Source organism: Billgrantia desiderata (assembly GCF_900108215.1).
GTDB classification, from domain to species: Bacteria; Pseudomonadota; Gammaproteobacteria; order Pseudomonadales; family Halomonadaceae; genus Halomonas; species Halomonas desiderata.
This window is the reverse complement of record NZ_FNVC01000033.1, coordinates 26,459-50,907: the sequence shown is the minus strand read 5'-3', so window position 1 is coordinate 50,907 and position 24,449 is coordinate 26,459. Positions and strand designations below refer to the sequence as shown.

Below are 24,449 nucleotides of genomic sequence, written 5' to 3'. Positions count from 1 at the left end.
CGGTTCGCCAGCTTGGCTCTATACTCCAGAGTGGACTCTTTCTCATCAAAGCTACTGTAGTACAGTCATCGGACATGTGCAGGTAGCAACAGTATTCTTGGCTCTGGGGAGGTAACCGTTTATGCCGGTTTATCGAGTCCTGCATGCCGAAGGTTGCTATCCCTTTCATGTGGTGGATCGCGATGGGTTACCGCACCCGGAGCTGACCCTCTATGCCTGCCTGTCCGTGCGTCATCATGCATCGCTGACGGCAAGAGCCTACACGAGGGAAGTGGTCTCCTTTGCTTCCTGGGCGGCAGATCATCCCGTCGTGCTTCGACAGGGTTGGCAGTTGCTTGGTCCACCTACTCAGGTGCGGGCACTGTTGGCTTTCTTCCTCGCTTCGGAAATGAAGTGCATCGTGGCGTTGGGTCGAGATCGCTGCGGATTCGAAACCCGTCGGATCGAACCGACTTGGCAGACTGGCCGGCGCCTGGAACGGCTCCTGGCGGCGCTGAGATCGTTCTACACGGTACTGCATGAGCACGGTCGCTATCACCATGGCAATCCGATGGATGCCGACGGTGCCCGCCGATACATCGAGGAGGAGCGCCGCCGGCAACTCCAGGTGTTTGTCGATGCCCATGGTCGAATGCCCATGCCGGCTGACAGTGGCGTAGACGGCGTTCGAGAGATGCGCCTTTCCGCCAGTTACTTCCGGCTGAAGGGGAATCAATGGTTACCCGAGATCCTGGATGAACCGGCCCTGATGAACAGGGTCATGTCAGCTGGTGAGCAGTGGGGGTGGACACTACGCGAAACCGGCCTGGTACGTATCCTTTTTGATACCGGCTGCCGTGTGCACGAGGCTTGTCAACTCAGCGTGGCGGACTGGGTGCAGAGTGGTTTTATGCGAGAGATGTTGTCGATCAGCAAGGGAAGTCATGGACGCCGAGTGAAAAGGCTGTTCATTACCGACCGCACGGCCAAGGTCCTGCGACACTATGTGGACGAGCAGCGTGCTCGGCTAGATCCCCGAGGGTATGGGCTGGCGGAACTCACTACACTGCCTGTGGAAGCTCTTCATCACCTTCCGCTGTTCCTGACTCGACGTGGCACATCAATGAACCCGGACCACTTCCGCCGCGACTATTGGGCACCGGCTCTCAACGCCGCCGGCCTACAAGTGCGTTGCCATCAGGTCCGCCACTGGTTCGTGACACAGGCGCTCAACGACATCCACCAGCGTGCCCGATCCGCTGAGGAACTGCTGAGCCTGCGTGGTGCCCTACGTGAACTCATGGCCTGGAAAAGCGACATGCTGCCAATCTATGACCAAGCTATCTGCCGACATAATCTGCCGGAGCTGGCTCATCGCATTCATGCTCGCATCGAACGTGAGCACCGGCATGATCGCGCTCGCCGTTCCCAGCCGGCTTCTCCCCCCGAGTCACTTACCGAGAGCCAGCGAATGTTAGATGAGATGCTGAAACCATGACGCCGCCGGCCCGGCAACACCGCGCCAATCCGGAGCATCGGCGGCTTACGATACGTGCCGAGCTTGATCGTCGACGCGAGCGGGGTGAGGCCTTCGTGAATCGGGAGGTGATGGCGGTTACCGGCTACGATCGCAAGACGATCAGTGGCGTTACCCAGCGTTATGTTCGTGACCTGGCAGCGGAGTTGCTGCAGACGGTGGTCGAGAACCGAGAGGCTCATGAACGCTGGGTACGTGACTACCGCACCTTTCGCCCCTTTATTACGCGCACAACAAGTGGTCCGGTGCTGTTCCGACGCTTTGTGCGGCTGGTCATCGAACAACTGCATCGCGAGAACACGTTGATGACGGTGAACGCAGTTGAAGCCATTACGGGAGGGCGAAGACGGATCCTCAATGAGGAGTTGGTTCTCTGGGAGCAGGAGACCGGTCATCAGGTAGCGCGCACGGTTGCCTGGAAATCTCTCGACACCTACGGTACCACCGTCCTCGTGGGCGAAAATCATGCGCTGAACCAGCGAAACGAATCGATCACGGCGGAACTGGACCGTCGTCGCCGGCTCGGCACTCCCTTCAAGCTGGCCGATATCAGCCGGTGCCTCGGGTACAGCGTAGCCACCGTGTCGGGGTATTCGCGCCATTACGTGGCAGCATTGGCCGATGAACTCCTGAGCACCCCGGTCGACAGTCGTGAGGCCTATGAGGGCTGGCGTCGGGACTTCAATACCTTTCGCTATTCGCTTCCCAATACGCGGCGTTCACGTGAAGTGCTCACGCGGCTCACACGTCTGACCATTGAGCACCTACACCGCGAGGGACATACGGTAGCCTACAGCGAGGTACTGCGGATTTCCGAGCACAATGATCGTCACATTAAACAAGAAATCCGGCGTTGGGAAGAAGAGACGGGGCATCAGGCCAGGCCATTGCGGGTATGGAAGGAGATCACTCTGGAGATGGTGCTTGACAGAGTAACACCGGCACTCCACCACCTGCCGCTGACCTTTCTGGAATCACCGACCATGGGGCGGCCCTTCAATGAGTCCCAGCGCCGAATGATCCACTCCATTTCGCAACCGAAACTACGGGATGTGGCATTCTTCGTCATGACCTTCGCCGATGGCAACCGACGTAACGACATCACCTTCTTTGCCAGCATGTCGCGCTATCTAAAACGGTTGGAACTTGCAGATATCGATGAGCTGGACCCCGAGGCGTTCTATCAAAGATACCATGATGGTGAGGTATTGCCGGAAGAGGGTACGCCCAAGCGCGGCCGATTTCTGCAGACCTATTTCCGCTTGCTGCGCAAACAAGAGGATTACCTACTCAAGTTGACACCCGAGCAGCGCCGGGCCGTAGCGCCTTGGAAACTCATTGCTCTGAAGGATGACCACTTCTGGCACCGCTCCACTATTCATAGAGAAGTAAGAGCCGAGCAGAGGATGCGCCGTAAGGCCGCTACCGCCGTTGTACATGATCGCTTCTATCTGCTCCGTGATATAGCCGAGCGTCGATGCATTCAGGTCGAGCGACTGTACACAGCCTTCCGAGATGCCATTGCCCATCATGAACGGAAGGGAGAGGCCCTGCCGATATCATTCTCGATCACCGATGAGACGGTATCGGCCTCAGGCCGCACTCGACCGACACAGCAGCATTTCAGGCTCTGGGACGCAGCGACATTGCGTTCTGTGCATGAGCCCGTGGCAGAAGACTTCTACTATCATCAGGATCAGCGTCAGCGCATGCGTGCGGCGGTATGCGACCAGGCAGGTTACTTCCTGAGCTATGAGGGCGGCCATGCCCGTGATGACGCTGATGCTGTAGAGCCCTATTGGTTCATCGAACTGCTGCAGGCGAATGTGCTGCGCTCTCAGGTTGTCGATCCTGATTTTCTGACGCGAAATGGCTACTCGAGAAGCTCATTTCAGCTCCCTCCACAATCGACTTGGGGAGCATCAACCAATAACTGGTTGGAACGTATCTCGCGAGATATTGGCATGCTCTTTATTCCACTTGATGCGCTCAAGCTTGGCGCTCTCGTCGGGCATGCGGCCATTCAGATCATGACCAAGACCGGGGCTCGCATGAACGAGTTCCTGCAAATCAGGTTGAGTCAGGAGCATCTATCACGAGTGCTGCTCGCCAAGGGCCGTGAAGCGATCGCCTTTCGCGCAATTCCCAAGGGACGCCGGGCAGAAGAGCCCTACTATATTGACGAGCGCTGCATGAGAGCGCTACACGCTTGGTGGAAGTTCCAGCGAGAGCGGGAGCAGAGCCTGGAGACCATCCCTGCTACTAGGAATTTGCGGCATAAACTTCGACCGGCGCCCTACTTATGGCAGCACGCCGGAAGACATTTCAGCCATAAGGACATCAATGCGACGATGTCCATCATGCTGCACGGTATCTCGCTGCAAACGCCTGACGGTGAGGCCGTGCGGGTCACTTCCCACCTGCTGCGTCACGGCTTTGCCACGGAGATGCGGGCGTTGAACACGCCTGTGGATGTGATCGCACTCCTCATGAAGCAGCGAGATATACGAGTGACCGAATACTATTCCCAGCCGACGCCGGCCAGGCTGGTGGAGCTGCAACGGAAGATCTTTGAAAGCCGTGTGGACCTGTCCCGTACCCACATACGATCCCCAGCGCAAATCCGGCGGCAGGTCGAAGCCGCGCAGGAGCAGGTGGGTGCACTGATCCCGGTTATCGGTGGACGTTGCACAGTGGCCAGTCAGTGTCCCATCAAGTTCGCCTGCATCGGCTGTGCCGGGAATGCGCCCGACTGGCGCAAGCGTGACCAAGTCATCATCTACCGGCAGGCCTGTGCGCAGATGGCGGAAATGGCGGAAGCACAGAATCTGCCCGCTGAAGAGCGCAAGGCAAAGGAAGCCATGGCGAGCTGCAATGATGTGCTGGCCGAGATGGAACTTCTTGAGCGAGCTGATCAGGCGGCAGCAGACCCCGTCATACTGACCATCGGGAGGAAGGAGGGATGACGCGACAATCCAGTAAGGCACGTTCCGAGGCTGCAATGGCCGGTTTGAAACGCAGTCATCAGCAACGTCGCAATCGAAGCGTGGCGATCGTGCGTCAAGCAATCAGCCGGCTACAGGAGACCGGCAGTCCTGTGACGCTGGGACGGATTGCGAGAATGTCGCGTGAACTCTCCGATACGGGAATGGGGATTTCCGAATCCACCATTCTTCGAAATCCTGAATGCTGCCAATTATACGAGGAAGCTGCTCAACCCGTTCGAAGGCGGCGTACCATTGGACGCCTACTGAACAGCGATGTGGAAAGACCCACCGATGCGGAGCGGCGACGTATGCATTATTTGATGCGCCTGACAAAGGCTGAGCTGGCCGCTCGCATTCTCGCTGTTGAGCGGAAGCTGGCTTTATCGGAAAAATCGAATGGCGTCCTGCGCGATCAGATTCTTCGGGAAAACTTGGGTCTATAATCACCTTTTCAATACGGGTATCCGGATTATCTGGTTGGTATGCGAGAGAGAAAGGTGGCCGACAAACTCAACCCACAACGGATTAGCTGGTTGATGGCTCGCTCAGTACGCTCACTTGCTAGAGAGCAGATACTTCACCAAACAGGCGATGCCCAGGACCAGCAGCAATAGTAGGGCAATTCCGATCACTGGCATTATCCAGCCCATCGCCCCCATCATCCCGCAATCGGGTAGTATCGTGTTCATCGTGACAGAGCTCCCTGTGGTGTCCATGCCCAAAACCCGTGGTGCCGCCGCCCAGTGGCACCACGGTCGCGCTCATATCGTTCACCCGGCACAGCAGGACAACTGCGTCACATCCTTGGTGAAAGTCTGGGCACAGAGCTTGAGCCCTTCCACCATGGTCAGGTAGGGAAATAGCTCATTGGCGATGTCGTGTACGGTCATGCGTGCGCGTAGCGCCATCACCGCCGTCTGGATCAGCTCACCGGCTTCCCCCGCCACCGCCTGCACCCCCAGCAACCGGCCCGAGTCGCGTTCGGCCACCAGCTTGATGAAACCACCGGTGTCGAAATTCACCAGCGCACGCGGCACGTTTTCCAGGTCCAGCTCGCGGGTATCGACGCTGAAGCCTTGCTCGATGGCCTCGGCTTCCGTCAGGCCGACGGTGGCCACCTGGGGGTCGGTGAAGATCACCGCCGGCATGGCGCTCAGGTCCAGGGTGGCTTCGCCCCCGGTCATGTTGACGGCAGCCCGGCTGCCCCCGGCGGCGGCGACATAGACGAACTCCGGCTGATCGGTGCAGTCACCGGCGGCATAGAGCCCCGGCACCGTGGTGTGCAGATGCTCATCGACCAGAATCGCCCCACGTGCGGTTTCCACGCCGAGGCTCGCCAGGTTCAGGGCCTCGGTATTGGGTGTCCGTCCGGTGGCCACCAGCAGTTGATCCGCCCGCAAGGTGCCGGCGTTGGTGTCGACAATGAATTCATTGTCGGTGTAGTCCACGCGGCTCGCCTGGGTCTGCTTGAGGACCTCGATGCTCTCGCGGCGAAACGCCGCCTCCACCGCATCCCCTACCGCCGGGTCTTCCTGGGAGAGCAGGCGGCTGCGGGCCAGCACCGTGACCCGGCTGCCCAGCCGGGCGAAGGCCTGGGCCAGTTCCAGGGCCACCACCGAGGCGCCGATCACAATCAGCCGCTCGGGAAGGGTGTCCAGGGCCAGCGCACTGGTAGAGGTCAGGTAGGGGGTGTCGGCAAGACCCGGGATCGGCGGTACTGCCGGTCGGGCGCCAGTACCGATTAAGGCGCGGTCGAAGTGGACGACCTGCTCGCCGCCCTCGTTCAGCTTGACCATCAGGCTATGGGCATCGATAAACCGGGCCTCGCCGTGCAGGACCGTGATGGCCGGGTGGTCGCGCAGAATCCCCTCGTACTTGGCGTCACGCAGTTCCTCGACACGTCGCTGCTGCTGCTCGAGCAGCTTGGCCCGATCCACCACCGGCGCCTGGGCGCTCAGGCCTGCATCGAAGGGACTTTCCGTACGCAAGTGGGCAATATGGGCCGCGCGAATCATGATCTTCGAAGGCACACAGCCTGTATTGACACAGGTACCGCCGACGGTGCCGCGTTCGATCAGGGTGATCCGGGCGCCGCGCTCGGCGGCTTTCAGGGCCGCCGCCATGGCGGCGCCGCCGCTGCCGATCACCGCGATGTGCGGGGCGTCTTCATCACGGCCCTTGGACACCGATGCGCCTGCCGGGGAAGTGGGCCCACTGTTGGCCAGTCGAGCTTGGTAGCCAAGTCGGGTCACGGCAAACGTCAACGCCGAGGCCGGTGTCTCCGGATCAACGGCTACCGATGCCGTCCCCTGAGGATAGGATACCTCCACCGACTGCACGCCGGGCAGCTTCTCCAGGGCTTCCCTGACATGATCCGCACAGCGGTCACAGGTCATGCCACTCACGTTGAGTTCAATCATCACGTTTCTCCGAGTCTTCATTAGTAAAGCCGGCATCCTGCTTCCGCTTGTGGTATCGCGCGTAGAGAGGTAAGCCGATGGCCAGGGCGGCAAACAGCAGGTAATCGAGATAGCCTGCCAACGCGGCCAGGCCCGCCGTACCGAATAGCACCAGGGCGATTGGCGCGGCGCAACACAGCACCATCAACCCGGTGCCAAGCACGACGCTTAAAAATTTCTGCGAATCTTTCACGCTTATTCCTTCACCGTGGCGGGCAAGCTCGTAAACAACTCACCCGATGACCGCGATGTGCAGCTGCTTGATGTCACTCAGGGGGCGTATTCCTTGATTTGATAGAGCCGTTGTCACAACAGGCGTCGAACTGCTTCTTACGCCAAATCGCATAAATGGTCAGGCCGATGAAGAAGGCCAGGGCCGGCAATAACACAACGTCGAGATAGCCCGTCAGCCCCGCCAGGCCCACCGTGCCAAGCAGGATCACCAGGATCGGCGTAAAGCAGCACAATGCCACCAGGACGGTGCCGATCACGCTCACGCGCAGCAGGGGCTTGGGATTCTTCATGATCACTCTCGATCCGCTTGCGAGGATGTCGGGGTTGATGGATACCCAGCGTTGATGGTGGCCTCGGTCAATGCCTCCACCGACGTTCGGGCGTCGTCAAAGGTGACCACGGCCTCGAGATCCGCGTAGCTCACGTCGACTTGCGAGACGCCGTCCACCTTGTTGAGGGCGGCCTTGACGGTGATCGGGCAGGCGGCACAGGTCATGCCCGGCACCGACAGCGTCACGGTCTGCAGGGCCGCTAAGGCGGGCGTGCTGAGCAGGGCGAGTAGCGCGATGAAGGCGAAACGAGCTTTCATGGTAGATCTCCTTTTAATAGAACAGGGGCAAGATGTAGGGGAATACCAGGGCGATTAGCACCAGCAGCGATACGAGCCAGAAGATCGCCTTGTAGCCCGTCCTGACCCGTGGCACGGCACACACCTCTCCCGGCTGGCACTTTTCCACTGGCCGAAAGACGCGACGCCAGGCGAAGAACATCGCCACCAGCGCGACGCCGATAAAGAGCGGGCGATAGGGCTCCAACGCCGCCAGATTGCTGATCCAGGCGCCGGAAACGCCCAGCGTGATCAGCACCAGCGGGCCGAGGCAACACGCCGAGGCCAGGAGGGCCGCGACTCCTCCGGCGGCCAGGGGCCCTCGCCCCGTTTTAGATGTCCGCATTGACGATTCTCCTTTCGGGATGGGGGGAGCTACGATAAGGTTACTTCCGTAGCTTGGTACGGAGTCAAGCATCATGAAGAGACATGCAGATAAAGTGGCGGACACCATGACCATTGGCGGCCTGGCCAAGGCGGCCGGCGTCAATGTCGAGACAATCCGCTATTACCAGCGACGAGGGCTATTATCGGAGCCCGAACGCCCTCCCGGAGGTATTCGACGCTATAGTGCCGCCGATATCGACAGGTTGACGTTCGTGAAAACGGCGCAGCAGCTGGGCTTTAGTCTGGATGAGATCAGTGACCTACTTCGGCTGGAAGATGGCGCCCACTGTCAAGAAGCCAGTGCTCTCGCAGAGCACAAGTTAGGGGACGTTCGCGAGAAGATCGACAGGCTTGAAAGAATTGAGAAGGTGCTGAGCGAAATGGTCGACAGATGCCATGCACAACAAGGCAATATCACTTGCCCGCTAATTGCGTCATTGCATGAAGGGCTCAGAGAAGCAGAAGACCCAAGGGAGTAACTCACCTTCAGTTCGTTGAAAACAACGCGGTCAAAGAGTCGCGATCATCTATGGACCATGTCGACAAGGAAAGTTTGCATGACTAGCTTGCCTGACAACATCCTTCACCTTCCCGAGTACCACGTCCTAGGCACCAAGATGGAAGAGCATGATCTCCACTACCAGGTCGAAGCTCCTGAGCCTCTAGCTTGCGAGGAATGCGGCGTTGAGAGTGAGTTTGTCAGGTTCGGCAAGCGCGATGTGGCCTATCGCGACCTACCCATCCACGGAAAGCGGGTCACCCTCTGGGTGGTCCGTCGCCGCTACACCTGCCGGGCGTGTGGAAGGACGTTCCGGCCAGCTCTTCCGGAAATGGTAGACGATCACCGCATGACGCGGAGGCTTTACAACCACGTCGAGAAGGAAGCCTTCAATCACCCCTACGCCTACGTGGCTGATACCACGGGCCTCGACGAGAAGACTGTCCGCGAGATATTCAAGAAGAAGGCTGAGTTCCTGGCAGCCTGGCATCGTTTCGAGACACCCCGCTGCCTGGGGATCGACGAGCTGTACCTGAACCGCCGCTACCGCTGCATCCTGACCAACCTGGAGGAGCGTACCCTACTGGACCTGCTGCCCGGTCGCCAGCAGGACGCGGTGACGAGGCGCCTCATGAGCATGACCGAGCGCCACCAGGTCGAGATCGTCAGCATGGATATGTGGAAACCCTACCGCCGTGCTGTCCAGGCGGTACTGCCGCAGGCTCGCATTGTGGTCGATAAGTTCCATGTGGTGCGGATGGCCAACGAAGCCCTGGAGAAGGTGCGTAAGGGACTCAGGAAGGATCTGAAGCCAAACCAGCGGCGGACCCTCAAGGGCGATAGGAAGATCCTGCTGAAGCGTGCCCACGACGTTTCAGATCGCGAGCGGCTTATCATGGAGACATGGACAGGGGCCTTCCCTCAGCTCCTGGCGGCCTACGAGCACAAGGAGCGGTTCTACCACATCTGGGACAGCACCACCCGGCGTGATGCCGAAAAGGCGCTGGCCCGCTGGATTGACGACATTCCACAGGGGCAGAAAGAGGTGTGGAAGGATCTCGTCAGCGCCGTCAGCGGATGGCGCGAGGAGGTGCTGGCCTACTTCGAAACCGACACCCCAATCACCAACGCCTTCACGGAGTCGATCAATCGGCTGGCCAAGGACAAGAACCGCGATGGCCGGGGCTACTCATTCGAGGTGATGCGGGCCCGGATGCTCTACACCACCAAGCACAAGAAGAAGGTGCCGCAGATCAAGGAATCCCCCTTCCTGGGCAAGGCCACCATGACCTACAGCATGGGTCTTCCCGAGCCTGAGAAAAACTACGGCGTCGATCTATCAACCTTCTGGGAGAGTTAAGGGTTCGAAGGAGCAAGGGGGCTCCATCTACCACTTAATCCGGATACCCTTCAATACTTAGACCCCACAGCTACTCACTTTGCATCGGAAATGAGGCTCCCTCGCTTTCTTCCGCCTGATGACGTTGTTGCTCTGGCGTCCATAGCGTCTTGAGGTAATTAATTACGGAGCGGATCTCGGCAGGGGTGAGCACGTCCTCGAAGGCCGGCATGGTCAGTCGTTCGGTCTCGTTCCAGGGGTCGCGCCACCCTTCGGAGACCATCCGATACAGCATGGCATCGGAGTGCTTCCAGGTATGCCCTTCTGGCCCATGTGGTGGGGCCGGCAACTCACCCATCGCATTGGGTCGCTGCCAGTTCGGCATCCCCTCGCCATCGATGCCGTGGCAGCTGGCACAATGCTGCTGGTAAATCTGCTCCCCCTCTATCGGCTGAGAGGCATCGTGCGAAAGAGGGGCATCATCCGCCATGGCCTGCCCGGCAGTACTTAACAGCAGCCAGGTTGTGACGAGGACCCCGCGGTTACGCATCGGGAATCGCCCTCCAGTTCCGGCCTTGGTCATTACTGCGCACGAGTTCCCCCACGCGATCCAAACCATAGAGGGTACCTTCTGGCGCCAGAGTGATCGCGACGAGTTCAGGAGCGTCGCCTTCTATCCGTAGCCACGCCTTGCCACCATTGTCGCTGACCCACAGGCCTCGATCCGTGGCCACATAGACACGTTCGGGCTCGTCGAACTCGTAGGCCACATCGTAGACGGTATCGGCATCGAGCTCTCCGGTCGGTCGCCAGCCGCAAAAGCAATCCATCGACAGGCGCACCGCATCGTCAGACACCGCATAGAGCCAACCGGTCTGCATGCTGCCCTCCATATCGGAGTGGACGAGCCGGCGAACAGGTTGGACAGGGCCGCTATCCTTCTTCCGCCATGATTCGCCGGCATCGTCACTTTGGTAGATGCCGTCGTCAGCGATCTTGGCGTAGAGCGTCTCGACTTGATGTCGGTGGGCACTGAAAGCGATGACGTTCCGGCTGGGCAGGCCCTCATCGACCCGGTACCAGCTGTCGCCATTGTCGTCGCTACGCTGCACTCCAATCGATGGGCCGGCGATATAAAGCGTCTGCTCAGCGGCAGCCGGCGCCACCACCAACTGCCCGGTCCTTACGGCCTCGGGCAACGGGATGGCCTGCCAGGAGTCGCCACCGTTCGTGCTTTCAAACAGCTGGCTGGAATTCACCTTGAGCAGACGAGCTCCGGTCAGGTCATACTCCAGCGCCGGCAAGACATCTTCGGCCGCTGCGGCCACGGAGGCGATGCCAAGGCCGATGATGGCCCCGCTCGTGATTGATAGGGTATGCCAGAAGCGACTCATCATTTTTTTCATATCACTATTTCCCTGGATAACGGTTAGCCGATGGCACCTAAGGCGGGAAAGGTGCGCAATAGCCAATACGAGAGCTCGGTCAGTTTTCCGGTCATCATCAAGATGCCCATCAGGATCATGATCAGTCCTGCCGCCAGGTGCATGGCTCGGCCCCAGCGGCGCAAGAATTTCTGGTGGTGCAAGAAGCGATCGAGCGAAACGGCGCTCAGCAGGAAGGGCACCCCCAGGCCTAGCGAATAAATGCCGAGTAACGCCATGCCGCTCGAAGCATTGGCCGTCGAGGCGCTGACGGTCAGGATGGCGCCCAGGATCGGGCCAATACAGGGGGTCCAGCCGAAGGCGAACGCCACGCCCAGCAGATACGCCGCACTACGCCCGCCACCCTCTGCCTTGAGCCGGCCGATAAAGCGCCACTCTCGCTGTAGCCCATGCAGCGGGATGAGGCCGGTCATGAAGGCACCAAACAGGATGACGATGATACCGCCGACCAGATTGGCTTCCTGGCGATAGGCCAGCAGCAAGCGACCGATGGCCGTGGCACTGGCGCCCAGCATCAGGAAGACCGTAGAGAACCCCAGCACGAACCATATCGACTGGGTCAACACCCGGAACCGTTCGCGCCGGTCCGCTTCCTGTAGCTGCCCCAGCGAGCGGCCGGCGACGAAGGAGAGGTACCCGGGTACGAGCGGCAAGACACAGGGCGACGCGAATGAGATCAGGCCTGCCAGAAACGCCGTGATCAGGCCGATGTTGGCGACTTCCCACATCCCTCCTTATCCCCCTCCTTATCCCGCGGCTAGGCTTGAAGCTTGGACAGGGGGTGCTCTGATGATGACACCTGCTGGTCAGCTTCGTGGGGAATAGCGGCTTCCGCTTGCTTGGGCGCTGCCGGATAGGCTTCTACCTCGGCTTGTATTTCAGAGGATTCCGCCTTGGCCTGTACGTTGGAGACTTCGCCCTGGTCGGTCGCTTTCCCTTTCTTGTCCTGGCATTTCATCATGCACAGCCCCAGCCCACACATGATGAGGCAGGGCAGTAGGCTCACCAGCAGGGGGGCGATACCCAACAGGACCAGTTGCTCCCAGCCCATGGCCAGGCCAGCGAGAACTCCCAAGGCAGTAGGTAGCCCAGAGCAACGTCGAGGTCAATAGCCCTTCCCTCCCCAGAATCGGTATGCCAAAAGCAAGCCTAGGAACCTACCGTTCCATGCGGCAAGGTGGGGCTATAAACGCAACGCCAATGGTCATGTAGAGCGCTATAGATCCTGGATCAGCCACGACCGAATACCCAGTGTCACGAGACCGACAAGACTCGCCTTGTCGTTGTCATAGTCTGCGCAGCGCGATTTCTGCGTAGATCCCCTTGTAATCAGTATCATGCGTTTTATCCGGCTCCGGCCTGGGATTCAGGGCTACTATTCGATCGCTGGGATCATTCAGCAGGCCGCGAAGCTGTTCATAATCGAAGCTCCAGCCCTCGGCCTTGCGCTGGTTGAGGCGTGTGACGGTCTCTACCAACGTGGACATGCTGTGCCCCTCTCCCTCCAGAGGCGAGAATGCCTGAATCAGCGGTTGCCCTTCATACCAGCCGATCTTGATGGGCTGGTTGACGATTTGGACCTGGGTGCCGGCGGGCACGCGGTCGAAAATCGACTCGATGTCCCCAGGGAACATGCGAATACAGCCACGGCTGGCACGCATGCCGATACCATCCGGCTGGTTGGTGCCATGGATCAAGTAGCCATCGAATCCAAGGATAATGGCATGGTCTCCCAGCGGATTGTCCGGGCCTGGGGGCACTACACTGGGTGCCTCTTCACCGCGTGCCCTGGCTTCACGCTGCACCGACTCGGGGGGATACCAGGCGGGGTTCTTGATATTCATGGTGGTCTTGGTCACCCCGAGGGGGGTATCGAAGCCCTCGCGACCGATGCCGATAGGATAGGTCTCGACACGTGGTGTCTCGTCGTCATCCACCTCGGGATAGTAATATAGGCGCAGCTCGGCGATGTTGATGACGATGCCAGTGCGCTCTCCGGCGGGCAGGATGAAGCGCCCGGGTATGGTCACCTCGGTACCCTCGCCGGGAATCCAGATGCTCACGTCCGGGTTGGCGCGCACGATCTCCCTGTACCCCAGGTTGTGTCGCCTGGCGATATCGAGCAGGGTATCTTCTCGATCCTCCACCGTTATGCGGTAGGTGTCGCCGATCACATTGCCTTCCTCAGGCAATGGATAGTGGCCGCGGGGCCACTCGTTCTCCTCCTGGGCCTGAGCAACGCCGATGAGCGCGAGCCAGCCTGCCAGCACTCCCACCAGTGTGCGTGTTCGGAGTTGCCACAACGAAGCTTCCCCCGCCGTACCTGAGTGAGGTTTCGACAACGCCATCATCCTCTCCCTTTTCGGCTGGACCCTTATCATCCAGACCGATGTGTGTTGAATCGCCATCCAAGCAGCACCAGTAAGGCGGCCAACAGCCAGGTCGGCCAGCTACCGGTTCGGGTGAACGGCGTGTTTCCCACCATGGGCATCACCTCGCCGCGAAGGCTCGTCGCCTGGAACTGTGGTGCGCGGGCCGTGACGCGGCCCTGAGGATCGACGATGGCGGTCACGCCGTTGCTGGTGGCGCGGATCAGGTACCGGCCGTTCTCCAGGGCGCGAAGGCGGGCCATCTGCAGATGCTGCAGGGGGCCGATGGAACGGCCGAACCAGGTGTCGTTGGAGACCGTCAGCAGTAGCTCAGCATCGCGCGCCTGCTCGGCGACCCGGTCGGCATAGATGATCTCGTAGCAGATGGCGTTGCCGATGGTGGTCCCGGCGGCGTGGATCGGCCCCTGAGCCTCGGGCCCGGGCGTCATGGTTGGCATGGGCAGGTCGAAGAAGGCAATGGTACCGGCGAGCAGACGATCAAGCGGCAAGTATTCGCCGAAGGGCACCAGGCGCGCCTTACGATACTGGCCCTCGGCGTTCCCCAGGCCGATCACGCTGTTGTAGTAGTCGCCTCCGTCGCGCTGCAGAATGCCGGTGAGCAGGGCGGTGTCGGGCGCGAGATTGGACTGCACCCGCTCGAGGATCGGTCGCGCCTCTTGCTCGAACATCGGCAGGGCCGCCTCGGGCCAGACAACCAGGTCGAGGTCGCCGGACTGGGCAAGGGTCAACACCGTGTAGATACTGGCCGCCTCGCGCTGGCCCTCGGGCGTCCATTTGATCGCCTGATCCAGGTTGCCCTGCAGCAAGGCGACCCGCAGCGGCTCGCCGGCCGGGGAGGTCCACTGGGCCGGCAGGGCCAGGGGAGTCAACCAAAGAGCGGCGATGGGCACTATGGCCCACCAGCGTCGGCGCAGAAACTCCACGCCCAGGGTGCCGGTCAGCGCAGTGATCAGCGATAGCAGGTAGACCCCACCGACCGGAGCCCAGGCCGCCAATGGCGAGTCTACCTGGGAGGTGCCCAGCAGCAGCCAGGGAAACCCGGTAAACAGCCAGGTGCGCAGCCATTCGCTCAGCACCCAGACGCCGGCGAAGCTGAGGAAGGCCAGCCGCCGGCCCGTTATGCGACGATAGAACCAGAAGGGCACGGCAAAGAACAGCGCCAGGCCGGCCACGAACAGACCGGTGAGGAAGAGCGCTAGGGGCGCCCCGGTATAGCCATAGTCGTGGATCGCGACGAAGACCCAGGAGGTCCCCGAGCCGAACAGGCCTACCCCATAGCACCAGCCGCGAAGGGCGGCCTGAGAGGGTGTCAGAGCATGGATGCCGACATAGACGAGGGCCACCGCTATCGGGCCCAGCCACCACAGCGCGAAGGGCGCGGCGCTCAGGGTGGTCAGCCCTCCGGCGACCAGGGCCAGCAAACAGCCGAGAGCCGGCGTGACCCGTCCGGCAAGCGTCTTGTGCGGGACTGACAGGTTGTCTGCAACCATGCCGTCACTCAGACAATCTGGAGGAGGGACGCTCACGCAAGGTCGTAATGGCGAAGGCCACTACGCCCAGGAACAGAGCGATATCCGCCAGGTTGAAGGCGGGCCAATGCCATTCACGCCAGTAAACGTCCAGGTAGTCCACCACATACCCTCGTGCCAGGCGGTCGATGCCATTACCCAACGCGCCACCCAGCATCAAGCTGTACCCCAGCGCCTCCAGACGGGGCCTGGGCCGGCACAACAGGATGGTCAGAACGATAGCCACCATCCCCGTCAGGCCCAGGAAAAGATAGCGCTGCCAGCCACCCGCATCGGCGAGGAAGCTGAAGGCTGCCCCCGTGTTCCACCAGTGACCCCAGTTGAAGAATGGGGTCAGCGGGACGGTCTGGCCATACGGCATCAGCGCCTGCACCAGCCACTTGATGACTTGGTCGGCCAGGCCGACCAGGCCCGCCAGGGCCAACCAGTACGGGCCCTGACGCGCCATCGCTATCCGTTTCGTTCTCATGACGTGGCTTCCTGGTAGCGCGGGCTTGCCGAGCCACTCGTGGCGGTGACGGGCGAGAAGCGATAGCCCAGCAGCCGCATGGCGTTCAGGGTCACCAACACGGTGGCGCCGGTATCCGCCATCACCGCGATCCACATGCCGGTAATGCCCAATGCCGTGGTCACCAGGAAGATGGCCTTCAGACCCAGCGCCAGGGCGACGTTGGTCTTGACGTTGCGCAGCGTGGCCCGAGACAGGTCAATCAGCTCGGCGATGCCGGTGACGCGGTTCTTGAGCAGGGCCGCATCCGCCGTTTCCAGTGCCACGTCGGTGCCGCCCCCCATGGCGATGCCGACATCGGCTGCTGCCAGCGCCGGGGCATCGTTGATCCCGTCACCCACCTTCCCTACAGGCCCCCGGCCGGCGGCCTGCCACGCCTGCACGCGCCGGGCCTTGTCCTCGGGCATCAGCTCGCCATACGCCTCGATGCCGAGAGAGCCACCGATGGCAGCGGCGGTACGTGCATTGTCACCGCTGAGCATCACCGCCTGCACGCCCAGGCGTGACAGCGCCGTCAGCCCCTCCTGGGCGTCCTCACGCGGCTCATCGCGTACTGCGATCAGCCCCAGCGGACGCTCGCTCTCGACCAGCAGGGCGAGACTCTTGCCGGCGTGTTCCAACTCGGCGATCCGGGCGCTCAGATCGTCATCGAGTGCAGCCTGCTCTGTCAGTTGCCGGGGGGAGACCAAGCTCAGCTCACGCCCCTCGACCTGACCAGCGACGCCACGTCCCGAAAGGGCTCGGTTGCCGTTCGTCTGGGGGATGGAAAGGCCCAGCTGCTGTGCATGCGAGAAGATGGCGGTGGCGATGGGATGACTGGAGTCACGTTCCAGCGCGGCGGCCAGCCTCAGGATCTCCTGCGCGCCCTGGCCGGTGGCCCAATCCTCCACGTCGGTGACCTTGGGGGTACCGGCGGTGAGGGTGCCGGTCTTGTCCAGCGCCACCGTTCGGAGCTTACCCAGCTGTTCGAGCACCGCGCCGCCCTTGATCAGCAGCCCACGGCGGGCGCCCGCCGAGAGGCCGGCAGCGATCGCCGCGGGGGTCGAGATCACCAGGGCACAAGGACAGGCGATCAACAGCAGGGCCAGGGCGCGATAGACCGATTCCGACCAGGCCATGGTCGAGACCAGCGGCGGCACCACCGCCATCAGCAGGGCGAGCCCCACCACCGCCGGCATGTAGTAGAAAGCGAAGCGATCGATGAAGCGGGCCACCGGTGCCTTGGCGGCCTGGGCCTCCTCCACCAGGCGGATGACCCGGGCGATGGTGTTGTCCTCGGCACCGCGGGTTACCTCCACTTCCAGGGCGGCATCGAGGTTGACCGTGCCGGCGAAGATGTCGTCACCCGGGGCACGCGAGCGGGGCACGGACTCCCCATTGATCGGTGACTCATCCACATCGGACTCGCCGGTCAGGATACGCCCATCGCAGGGGACGCGGTCGCCCGGTCGCACCAGGACTCGCTGCCCGGGCGTAAGCGTGGCGGCCGAGACCTCCCGGATTTCCCCATCCTCCATCAGCCTCGCCGTGGACGGGGTGAGGTCCGCGAGGGCCGAAATGCTGCGTCGCGCCCTTGAGGCGGCCACCCCCTCCAGCAATTCGCCCACGGCGAACAGGAAGACCACCACCGCCGCCTCGGCGGCGGCATCGATGGCCAGGGCGCCCAGGGCGGCGATGCTCATCAGCATCTCGATGGTGAAGGGGTTGCGCATCTTCAGCGCGCCCCAGGCACTCTGTGCGATGGGCACCAGCCCCACCAGGGTGGCGGCGACGAAGGGCCAGTTGCCCAGGGCCGGCCAGGTCAGGCGGAGAACGAAGGCCAGAGTCAGCAGGCCCCCGGTGACGATTACCAGGCGTCCCTTGGCGGTCTGCCACCAAGAGGCTGGGGAGGCATCCGACTTACCTCCCTCATCCTCGCCGGCAAGGCGGTAACCGAGCTCGTTAAGGGTCCGCTCGATCGCCTCATGAGAGGACCTCGTGCTCTGCTGAGGGTGAATCGTCACCGATCCGGTGACCGAGCTGGCCGACACCTCCTCGATGCCCTCCAGGCGGCCCAGCGCAGCTTCGACCTTGCGCTCGCACCCACCACAGTCCATGCCTTCCACCCGTAGCGTCGAGGCTGTGGCCGTGGCTATGGGTGCTGAATTCTTCATGGTGACACTCCTGGCGATGCGTTATCCTTTGCAGTATAAACCTTATAGCAACTATAGATTCAAGCCATACGGGAGGAACATCAGGATGCCGGAGATTAGCCCTGCCATCGGCATCGGCGAGCTGGCACGGCGCGCCGGCTGCAAGCCTGAAACGGTGCGCTACTATGAGCGCATCGGGTTGGTGGGCGATGCGTCGCGCACCGTGGGTGGGCAGCGACGCTACGGCGAGGAGGCTGTCAGGCGGTTGACCTTCATTCGCCATGCCCGGGACTTCGGCTTCTCGGTGGATGCGGTGCGTGAACTGCTGGCCATGTCAGACCAACCCGACATGCCGTGTCAGGAGGTCGACGCCATTGCCAAGCACCACCTGGAGGAGATCGAGGCGCGGCTGCAGCGGCTCTCCGCTCTGCGTGACGAGCTCAGACGGATGGTGAGCCAGTGTGCCGGGGGGAAGGTCGAAAGCTGCCGGATCATTGAAGTGTTGGGCGATCATCAGCTTTGTATCAGCGACCAGGCCCACGGAGGCGCTCACGATCTGGGGTAGGCGCCTGGACGGGTCGGCATGCTAGCCCAGCGAGACATCCAGGAACAGCATGAGTACCAATCCCACCGAGAGCCCCAGCGTCGCCTTGTTCTGGTGGCCGCTTCGGTGGGTCTCGGGAATGATCTCATGGCTGATGACATAGAGCATGGCGCCGGCGGCGAAGGCCAGCCCCCAGGGGAGCAGCACTTGCGACATGCTGACGACTCCCGCTCCCAGCAGGCCACCCAACGGCTCGACCAGCCCGGTGAGGGAGGCAATGGTCCAGGATCGCCAGCGTGAATACCCCTCACCCAGCAATGCCACTGCCACCGCCAGGCCTTCCGGCGCATTCTGCAGGCCGATACCGATAGCAAGGGGAAGTCCCCCTTCGCTTCCCCCTGCTCCGAAGGCCACACCCACCGCCAGACCCTCTGGCAGGTTGTGGATCGTGATGGCGAAGATGAATAACCAGATTCGGCGCAGCGATGCAGCCTCCGGCCCTTCACGCCCCTGTTCGAAATGTTCGTGGGGGAGTCGCTCATTCAGCAGGGCGACCAGTCCGATCCCCATCAGTATCGACGCGCAGGCAATGGCGGCAGGCAAGACGCTACCGCCATAGCGCAGTCCAGAGGCTTCCAGGGAGGGAATGATCAGTGAAAAGAAGGACGCCGCCAGCATGACACCGGCGGCGAATCCGAGTGCCAGGTCGCGAACGGCACGATCGGGCGCCTTGCTGATCAGGACAGGTAGCGCTCCGATGGCGGTCATCGAACCGGCGGCAAGACTACCCAGGAACCCCAGTGTGACCGGAGAGACACCTTCCATAGACCCTTCCCTTCTGGAGGATTGGTACTGCAGGGAATGTTGTGTCACACGACAATAGCCATTACATGGCCACCGATGCGTGTCATACAACAAGCCTGCCTGTCGGCCTATCGATTATCCAAGGCGACCAGACCGGACGTACCGATGGCTTTTTGCAGACGACCACGAGCCTCGAAGAGCACGCTTCGATAATCCTGGGGTGCCGGTGACTCCCCCAGAATGATGCGCTGCCCCTCCTCCAGAGGATCGACAGGTCGGTCACCCACTCTCACTTCGTAGTGCAGGTTGGGACCCGTGGTGAGTCCGGAGGCCCCGACTTCCCCCAGCGTGTCGCCGGCATTGATGACGTCCCCGACCGACAGACCGGAGGCGAAGCGGCTGAGATGCGTATAGCGGCTGAGGGTGCCCATCTCGTGCTCTACCTCCACGACACGACCATAACCTCCACGGCGACCGATGAAGGAGACCCGCCCCGGCGCCGTCGCCATGACCGGGGTGCCGCGAGGCGCGGCAAGGTCGACGCCGTCATGACGACGTACCCCCCCGTATACGGGATGGCGTCGATTGCCGAAGGCGGACGTCAGGCGTGCGCCGACCACCGGGAACCGCTTCGTCTCCACAAGGCTACCGTCCTTGTAGAGCATCACGGTGGCTCTCTGGTCCGCTGGCCATACCATCTCCAGTCGTGCCGACTGGTCAGCCAACCCCATATAGGTCAGACGGGGAGGCCCAACTCGCGTGCCATCCTCTCGGCGATCCTCTTCCCACAGTAACTGCAGGCGCTCCGCGCCCGAAATATCTCGGGCTGTGTCCATGAGTCCGCCTAACAGCACCTCGAGGTCCACGGCGAAACGCGTGGGTATCCCCTCTGCCGCCAAGGCGGCATAGAGTGACGTTTCGACGTCCACTTCACGGCCCAGAGTCAGGGTGTCGAGACGAGGCGGGACAATCCGCGTCGACGGCCGCTCCCCAAGCGTGACGACGTATTGAATACCCGAATCACGCTCGATGGTCACCGACACCGGCTGTCCGGTCGTCAGAGAGGTGAAAGTGAGACGGTCTCCAGGCCGCAAGCGTCTCGGGTCGAACCTCTCCGCCAGCGATTTCGACGCTTGGGTGCGCGTGTCGGAATCCGCGCCAAGCTGCTGCAGCAATGCATTCAGGGTATCCCCTGGTGCCACGGTTAGCTCTTGGGCGACGCGCTCGGGCGGCTGAACAGCCGAGGGTGATGATCCCTCCTGCGGGATAGCTTGTGCCCTGGCCGATGTCGGCTCGCTCGGTGATAGCGAGGCATTGTCTTGCCAATGGGCTTCGGCCAGCAGAGGGCCCAGCCCCATCAACCCTACCAGCATCCAGCGTCGCGTCATGACGCATCGTCCTCGCCAGAGGCCTCGGTCACCTCACGATTGACGGCGTCGACCAGCTCCTGCATGCCGAAGGGGTCCACCAGCTCGCCATTGACGAAAAAGGTCGGCGTCTGGCGGATCTGATTGGCCTTGACGTCAGCCTTGTCCTGGTCGAAGACCGCTTGTACCTCGGGTGAATCAAGTTGTTCCTCTGCTGCAGCTCTATCTAGACCGGCCTGGCTGGCGATATCCAGAATAGCAGCTTCATCGAAGCTGCCATGAGCCGCCCACTGGCTCTGGCGGGCCAGCAACGCCTCCAGCACCGGCTGGAAGACGTCCTGGTGCCTGGCGACTTCCAGCACGCGAATGGCGGTTTCGGACACTTCTCCGTGGAAGGGCGTGTAGCGCACCACCAGCCGCACCTGGTCGGGGTACTCTTCCAGGATGCGCTTGGTCAGCGGGTAGAAGGCACGGCAGGCCTCACAGGCCGGGTCGAAGAACTCCACGATGGTCACCGGTGCTTCTTCCGGCCCCAGAATAGGCGAGTGTGAGCGCACCAGAGAGTTTTCGACCTGAGCTCCATCCTGGTTGGCCGCCTCGGCGCCCATGCCCAACAGCGAGGGTCTCGATACGATCACGATGATGGCGATCAGCATCAACGCACCGGCCAGGATAAAAGTCGCTTTTTTGTACATTTACTTCTCCAATTCAAATGGTTAAGCGAAAAGCACGACGAGAGGACTGCTGAGTGGATCTCAACCGCTGATGGGTGCCCAAGTCGGCGAATAGTGGCGTGTTATCCATGCCCATAAAGATTGGCTCCCTGATGCGCATGATCAATATGCTCGAATTCCAAGCTGGAGTGGCCAATGTCAAAGCGTGCTTTGATATCCGCCTTGATCGCCTCGAGCTGCTGCCAGCCTTCTTCCGTCGTCACCACGTGGCAGTCAAGTGCGGCGGTATTCTCCTGCATTTGCCATAGGTGAACATGATGCACATCCTCAACCCCTTCGACGCTACGCAGGGCATCAATGACTGATTGACCATCGACATCGGGTGGCGAGCTCAGCATCAGTGTCCGGATGGGGCCACCTATCTCCGTAAAGGCAAGATAGAGAATATAGAGTGCAATACTGATCGTAATCGCGGGGTCTACCCAGCGCATGTCGTATAGCAGAATCAGCGAGCCGCCAATGATCACAGCGATGGACGCAAACGCATCAGACAGGTTGTGCAGGAAGAGAGCCCGAATGTTGACGCTATGTTTTTGCATCGACCAGGTGAGCAAGGCCGTTAGCGCATCGACAAGAAGAGCGACAATGCCGATGATGACGACTATCCAGCCCTGAATCTCTGGCGGGTCGATCATGCGCATCACGCCTTCATAAATTAGATAAAACCCAACGAGAATGAGGGTCGTGTAGTTGATCAGCGCTGCGACAATCTCGATTCGCCCATAGCCGAACGTCATCTGAGAGTCTGGCGGCCGTCTCGCGATCTTGCGGGCAGCAAATGCAATGATAAGGGCAGCCATGTCGGAAAGTTATGCAGCGCATCCGCGATCAGCGCGAGGCTTCCCGCCAGGATACCCCCAACGATCTGAGCAACAGTCAATATCCCGTTGGCCCAGATGGCGATGCTCATCCGACGGTCACCAGAGGTGGGGTCAAGATGGGGATGATCGTGATGATGTCCCATGCGTCATCCTAGTGTCACCTGATGACCCAGCAGTATAAAACCTATAGCAACTCAAGATTCAAGCCCGAATTCTAATGAAGACCGAGCCGGGGCTAGGCGTATGGAACTTTGCGTAGTGGGCGCCGTACCAAACACGGTTACCATGTTCCATGCCCCGGAAGGAGCCCATTTTGATACCCAAGCCGCACTCGCACGCCTGGCTGATGAGCCTAGCTTTACTATTGATGGTGACGCCAGCCCTCGCCGAGCCACGACTGCCAGACTTCACGGAGCTGGTCGACAAGGCCGCGCCGGCCGTCGTCAACATCTCGACCTCCCGGGAAGTCGAGATGTCCATGACGTCCTCTCGGCAGTTTGGGGGGCAGGAGATACCGGAGGTCTTCCGTGAGTTCAATGGTGACTGACCGCGACTGAGCAAGATCACTGTTTCCCTACCTGACCATGGTGGAGTGGCTCAATCTCTGCGCTCAGACTTTCCCCAAGGACGTGACGCAGTTGTCCTGCTGTGCCGGGTGAACGGCCAGGACAGGATACTCTATTGAATATCACTACTTGCACAAGTCAGGAAACAGACTTGATCGAGCTTCCAGCCAGGTTTGCTTTTCTACGGATAAGGCTAGGGTACGCGTCGGCGCAACACCTACGCAGACCGGTATGCCGGTGAATTGACGCACCTTGTGATGCAGCTGCCGGGCGTGCTCGAGCAGCTGCTCATGGGCGAAGCCATCGAATCTCACGAACATCTCGTCGATGGAGTAGGGCTCAACGGCGGGGGCGAACTCCTCGAGCACGGACTGCACTCGCTGGCTCATGTCGCCATAGAGTTCGTAGTTGCTCGAAAGGAGATGAATGCGCCCCTGACGCACCAGGTGCTGAATCTCGAACGCCGGCGTGCCCATGTTTATGCCAAGTGCCTTTAGCTCGTTGGAGAGCGCTATCACGCAGCCGTCGTTGTTCGACATCACACCCACCGGGAGGCCTCGCAGCCGCGGTTGAAATACGCGCTCGCAGCTGACGTAGAACGAGTTGCAGTCGACCAGACCGATCATGCTCATACCGGGTACTCGTGAATCACCGAGCGCACCACGCCCCAGACCTGGCACTCGATATCAACGAGCGGGATGGGGGCGTAGCGGGGGTTACCTGAGCAAAGGAACGGCACGTTGCCCTTCAGCTCGTAGCGCTTGATGGTGATTTCGCCGTCAACCATTGCGACCAGGATGTGGCCGGGGCGGGGCTCGAGTGAGCGATCGACCAACAGCAGGTCGCCTTCGTAGATGCCCAGGCGCTCCATGCTGTCGCCGGTCACGCTCATGAAGAACGTCGCCGAGGGTCGTTTGACCAGACGTTCGTTGAGATCGAGCGTGCGGCCTTCGTAGTCCTGCGCCGGGCTGGGGAAGCCGCTGAGGCCTGCTCGGCCCAGGGCCAGTGGGTAGGGAAGCGCAAGCGATGGCGGCTCGGGATGAGCCGCGATGAGGTTTGCCAGTGTCATAGTGAGTCCCTTTGTACTGCTGTAGTTTTTTACAGTATTCTCGACATCGCCGGTTTCAGGCAACAGGCAAACGCTAATGGAACTTAGCGGCTCGACGGTCAGATGAGAAAAATGTGAGGCGAGGCAGGGGCATGCGTGTGAACTATCTGGGTCCGCTGCGGGCGGGCATTCATCCGGCTATGGAGGGGCTCAACCTGAAGCAGTTCAAAGCTGGCTGCTACCTGGTCGAGGTGAGTTCGGAGGCAGGCGTGGATGGCCCGATCATCGAGGGCGATGTGCTGGTAGTGGATGAGTCCCGGCCGGTGGGGCATGCCGACCTGGTGGTGGCGGAACTGGACGGGGAGCAGCGGCTATTTCGTACCCACCGGATAGGCGGCGCCTACCGGCTGATGCCGACGGCGGGGCCACGGCACTCGGTGATCGCGCGGGTATCGGACCTGCGCGGTGTGGTGGTCAGCCAGGCGCGTCGGTATGCGGTGTGAATGGCAGATATCTTACAAGACGTCGCGTCA

The 24,449-nt window shown here is 61.1% G+C and carries 26 protein-coding genes and 2 pseudogenes; 8 read left to right on the top strand and 20 right to left on the bottom strand.

Annotation, left to right across the window (positions count from 1 at the left end; translation table 11 throughout):
• Nucleotides 1-121 precede the first annotated feature (121 nt).
• The 3 genes from C4S71_RS20910 to C4S71_RS22390 all read left to right on the top strand — a co-directional run bounded on the left by C4S71_RS20910 (nt 122) and on the right by C4S71_RS22390 (nt 4,946).
• On the top strand, nt 122-1,477 hold the full coding sequence (locus C4S71_RS20910) for a site-specific integrase (protein ID WP_086511096.1): 1,356 nt from the start codon (nt 122-124) through the stop codon (nt 1,475-1,477).
• A 95-nt stretch (nt 1,478-1,572) separates the two neighbouring features.
• The gene (locus tag C4S71_RS20905) at nt 1,573-4,482 is read left to right on the top strand and encodes a site-specific integrase (RefSeq protein ID WP_160113392.1); all 2,910 of its coding nucleotides are present in this window, start codon (nt 1,573-1,575) and stop codon (nt 4,480-4,482) included.
• Complete coding sequence (locus C4S71_RS22390; RefSeq protein WP_140162521.1) at nt 4,479-4,946, top strand: hypothetical protein; 468 nt, start codon at nt 4,479-4,481, stop codon at nt 4,944-4,946. The genes C4S71_RS20905 and C4S71_RS22390 overlap by 4 nt, the downstream gene beginning before the upstream one ends.
• Before the next feature lie 111 nt (nt 4,947-5,057).
• On the opposite strand, the gene C4S71_RS22925 is transcribed toward C4S71_RS22390, so the two are convergent.
• The 6 genes from C4S71_RS22925 to merT form a co-directional block, all read right to left on the bottom strand.
• Nucleotides 5,058-5,192, bottom strand: coding sequence for a hypothetical protein (locus C4S71_RS22925; RefSeq protein WP_255408533.1), 135 nt, complete (start codon nt 5,190-5,192; stop codon nt 5,058-5,060).
• An 81-nt stretch (nt 5,193-5,273) separates the two neighbouring features.
• Complete coding sequence (merA, locus tag C4S71_RS20900) at nt 5,274-6,923, bottom strand: mercury(II) reductase (RefSeq protein ID WP_082051506.1); 1,650 nt, start codon at nt 6,921-6,923, stop codon at nt 5,274-5,276.
• Nucleotides 6,916-7,155 (bottom strand): mercury resistance system transport protein MerF, encoded by a 240-nt coding sequence (gene merF, locus C4S71_RS20895; protein ID WP_027965777.1) that lies wholly within the window; start codon nt 7,153-7,155, stop codon nt 6,916-6,918. Before merF (C4S71_RS20895) ends, merA begins: the two co-directional genes overlap by 8 nt.
• A 73-nt stretch (nt 7,156-7,228) precedes the next feature.
• A complete protein-coding gene (merF, locus tag C4S71_RS20890; RefSeq protein ID WP_033988342.1) occupies nt 7,229-7,486 on the bottom strand; it encodes a mercury resistance system transport protein MerF in 258 nt (85 codons plus the stop codon).
• Between the two features lie 2 nt (nt 7,487-7,488).
• On the bottom strand, nt 7,489-7,785 hold the full coding sequence (gene merP, locus C4S71_RS20885) for a mercury resistance system periplasmic binding protein MerP (protein ID WP_022519794.1): 297 nt from the start codon (nt 7,783-7,785) through the stop codon (nt 7,489-7,491).
• A 13-nt stretch (nt 7,786-7,798) separates the two neighbouring features.
• Nucleotides 7,799-8,149: a mercuric ion transporter MerT gene (gene merT, locus C4S71_RS20880; RefSeq protein WP_027965778.1), complete on the bottom strand. Its 351-nt coding sequence runs from the start codon at nt 8,147-8,149 to the stop codon at nt 7,799-7,801.
• 73 nt (nt 8,150-8,222) lie between these two features.
• Here merT and merR point away from each other — a divergent pair, with 73 nt between their 5' ends.
• Nucleotides 8,223-8,669, top strand: coding sequence for an Hg(II)-responsive transcriptional regulator (merR, locus tag C4S71_RS20875; protein ID WP_006911920.1), 447 nt, complete (start codon nt 8,223-8,225; stop codon nt 8,667-8,669).
• Between the two features lie 78 nt (nt 8,670-8,747).
• A complete protein-coding gene (locus C4S71_RS20870; protein ID WP_033988338.1) occupies nt 8,748-10,049 on the top strand; it encodes an ISL3 family transposase in 1,302 nt (433 codons plus the stop codon).
• Between the two features lie 70 nt (nt 10,050-10,119).
• Here the strand turns inward: C4S71_RS20870 and C4S71_RS20865 are convergent, their stop codons facing one another.
• The 8 genes from C4S71_RS20865 to C4S71_RS20830 form a co-directional block, all read right to left on the bottom strand.
• On the bottom strand, nt 10,120-10,578 hold the full coding sequence (locus C4S71_RS20865) for a c-type cytochrome (RefSeq protein WP_176342808.1): 459 nt from the start codon (nt 10,576-10,578) through the stop codon (nt 10,120-10,122).
• Complete coding sequence (locus C4S71_RS20860) at nt 10,571-11,434, bottom strand: beta propeller repeat protein (RefSeq protein WP_086509365.1); 864 nt, start codon at nt 11,432-11,434, stop codon at nt 10,571-10,573. The genes C4S71_RS20865 and C4S71_RS20860 overlap by 8 nt, the downstream gene beginning before the upstream one ends.
• Before the next feature lie 23 nt (nt 11,435-11,457).
• On the bottom strand, nt 11,458-12,201 hold the full coding sequence (locus tag C4S71_RS20855; RefSeq protein WP_086509366.1) for a cytochrome c biogenesis CcdA family protein: 744 nt from the start codon (nt 12,199-12,201) through the stop codon (nt 11,458-11,460).
• 29 nt (nt 12,202-12,230) lie between these two features.
• Nucleotides 12,231-12,524, bottom strand: coding sequence for a hypothetical protein (locus C4S71_RS20850; RefSeq protein ID WP_086509367.1), 294 nt, complete (start codon nt 12,522-12,524; stop codon nt 12,231-12,233).
• Between the two features lie 235 nt (nt 12,525-12,759).
• Nucleotides 12,760-13,776, bottom strand: coding sequence for a L,D-transpeptidase family protein (locus tag C4S71_RS20845; RefSeq protein WP_235014438.1), 1,017 nt, complete (start codon nt 13,774-13,776; stop codon nt 12,760-12,762).
• A 74-nt stretch (nt 13,777-13,850) separates the two neighbouring features.
• Nucleotides 13,851-15,353 carry an apolipoprotein N-acyltransferase gene (gene lnt / locus C4S71_RS20840; protein ID WP_086509369.1) on the bottom strand — a complete coding sequence of 501 codons (1,503 nt, stop codon included), beginning with the start codon at nt 15,351-15,353 and terminating at the stop codon, nt 13,851-13,853.
• Nucleotides 15,354-15,357: 4 nt separating this feature from the next.
• Nucleotides 15,358-15,861, bottom strand: a complete 504-nt coding sequence (gene lspA, locus C4S71_RS20835; RefSeq protein ID WP_086509370.1) for a signal peptidase II — start codon at nt 15,859-15,861, stop codon at nt 15,358-15,360.
• The gene (locus C4S71_RS20830) at nt 15,858-18,053 is read right to left on the bottom strand and encodes a heavy metal translocating P-type ATPase (RefSeq protein WP_086509371.1); all 2,196 of its coding nucleotides are present in this window, start codon (nt 18,051-18,053) and stop codon (nt 15,858-15,860) included. The genes lspA and C4S71_RS20830 overlap by 4 nt, the downstream gene beginning before the upstream one ends.
• Nucleotides 18,054-18,138: 85 nt before the next feature.
• Between C4S71_RS20830 and C4S71_RS20825 the strand changes: the two genes are divergently transcribed.
• On the top strand, nt 18,139-18,597 hold the full coding sequence (locus C4S71_RS20825; RefSeq protein ID WP_086509372.1) for a MerR family transcriptional regulator: 459 nt from the start codon (nt 18,139-18,141) through the stop codon (nt 18,595-18,597).
• Between the two features lie 21 nt (nt 18,598-18,618).
• On the opposite strand, the gene C4S71_RS20820 is transcribed toward C4S71_RS20825, so the two are convergent.
• From C4S71_RS20820 to C4S71_RS20805, 4 genes and pseudogenes are all read right to left on the bottom strand, one after another.
• Nucleotides 18,619-19,401 (bottom strand): ZIP family metal transporter, encoded by a 783-nt coding sequence (locus C4S71_RS20820; RefSeq protein WP_086509373.1) that lies wholly within the window; start codon nt 19,399-19,401, stop codon nt 18,619-18,621.
• A gap of 107 nt (nt 19,402-19,508) precedes the next feature.
• Nucleotides 19,509-20,768, bottom strand: a complete 1,260-nt coding sequence (locus C4S71_RS22650) for a M23 family metallopeptidase (protein WP_200825301.1) — start codon at nt 20,766-20,768, stop codon at nt 19,509-19,511.
• Nucleotides 20,765-21,442, bottom strand: coding sequence for a DsbA family protein (locus C4S71_RS20810; protein WP_086509374.1), 678 nt, complete (start codon nt 21,440-21,442; stop codon nt 20,765-20,767). Before C4S71_RS20810 ends, C4S71_RS22650 begins: the two co-directional genes overlap by 4 nt.
• Before the next feature lie 101 nt (nt 21,443-21,543).
• Nucleotides 21,544-22,391, bottom strand: a pseudogene (locus tag C4S71_RS20805) (cation diffusion facilitator family transporter).
• 224 nt (nt 22,392-22,615) lie between these two features.
• On the opposite strand from C4S71_RS20805, the gene C4S71_RS20800 reads away from it, so the two are divergent.
• A complete protein-coding gene (locus tag C4S71_RS20800; protein ID WP_086509375.1) occupies nt 22,616-22,849 on the top strand; it encodes a S1C family serine protease in 234 nt (77 codons plus the stop codon).
• 210 nt (nt 22,850-23,059) lie between these two features.
• On the opposite strand, the pseudogene C4S71_RS20795 reads toward C4S71_RS20800, so the two are convergent.
• A pseudogene (locus C4S71_RS20795) lies at nt 23,060-23,494 on the bottom strand (Y-family DNA polymerase); the annotation flags it as partial.
• 2 nt (nt 23,495-23,496) lie between these two features.
• A complete protein-coding gene (locus tag C4S71_RS20790) occupies nt 23,497-23,937 on the bottom strand; it encodes a LexA family protein (protein ID WP_103970428.1) in 441 nt (146 codons plus the stop codon).
• A 131-nt stretch (nt 23,938-24,068) separates the two neighbouring features.
• On the opposite strand from C4S71_RS20790, the gene C4S71_RS20785 reads away from it, so the two are divergent.
• Nucleotides 24,069-24,419 (top strand): S24 family peptidase, encoded by a 351-nt coding sequence (locus C4S71_RS20785; RefSeq protein ID WP_103970427.1) that lies wholly within the window; start codon nt 24,069-24,071, stop codon nt 24,417-24,419.
• Nucleotides 24,420-24,449: the final 30 nt, after the last annotated feature.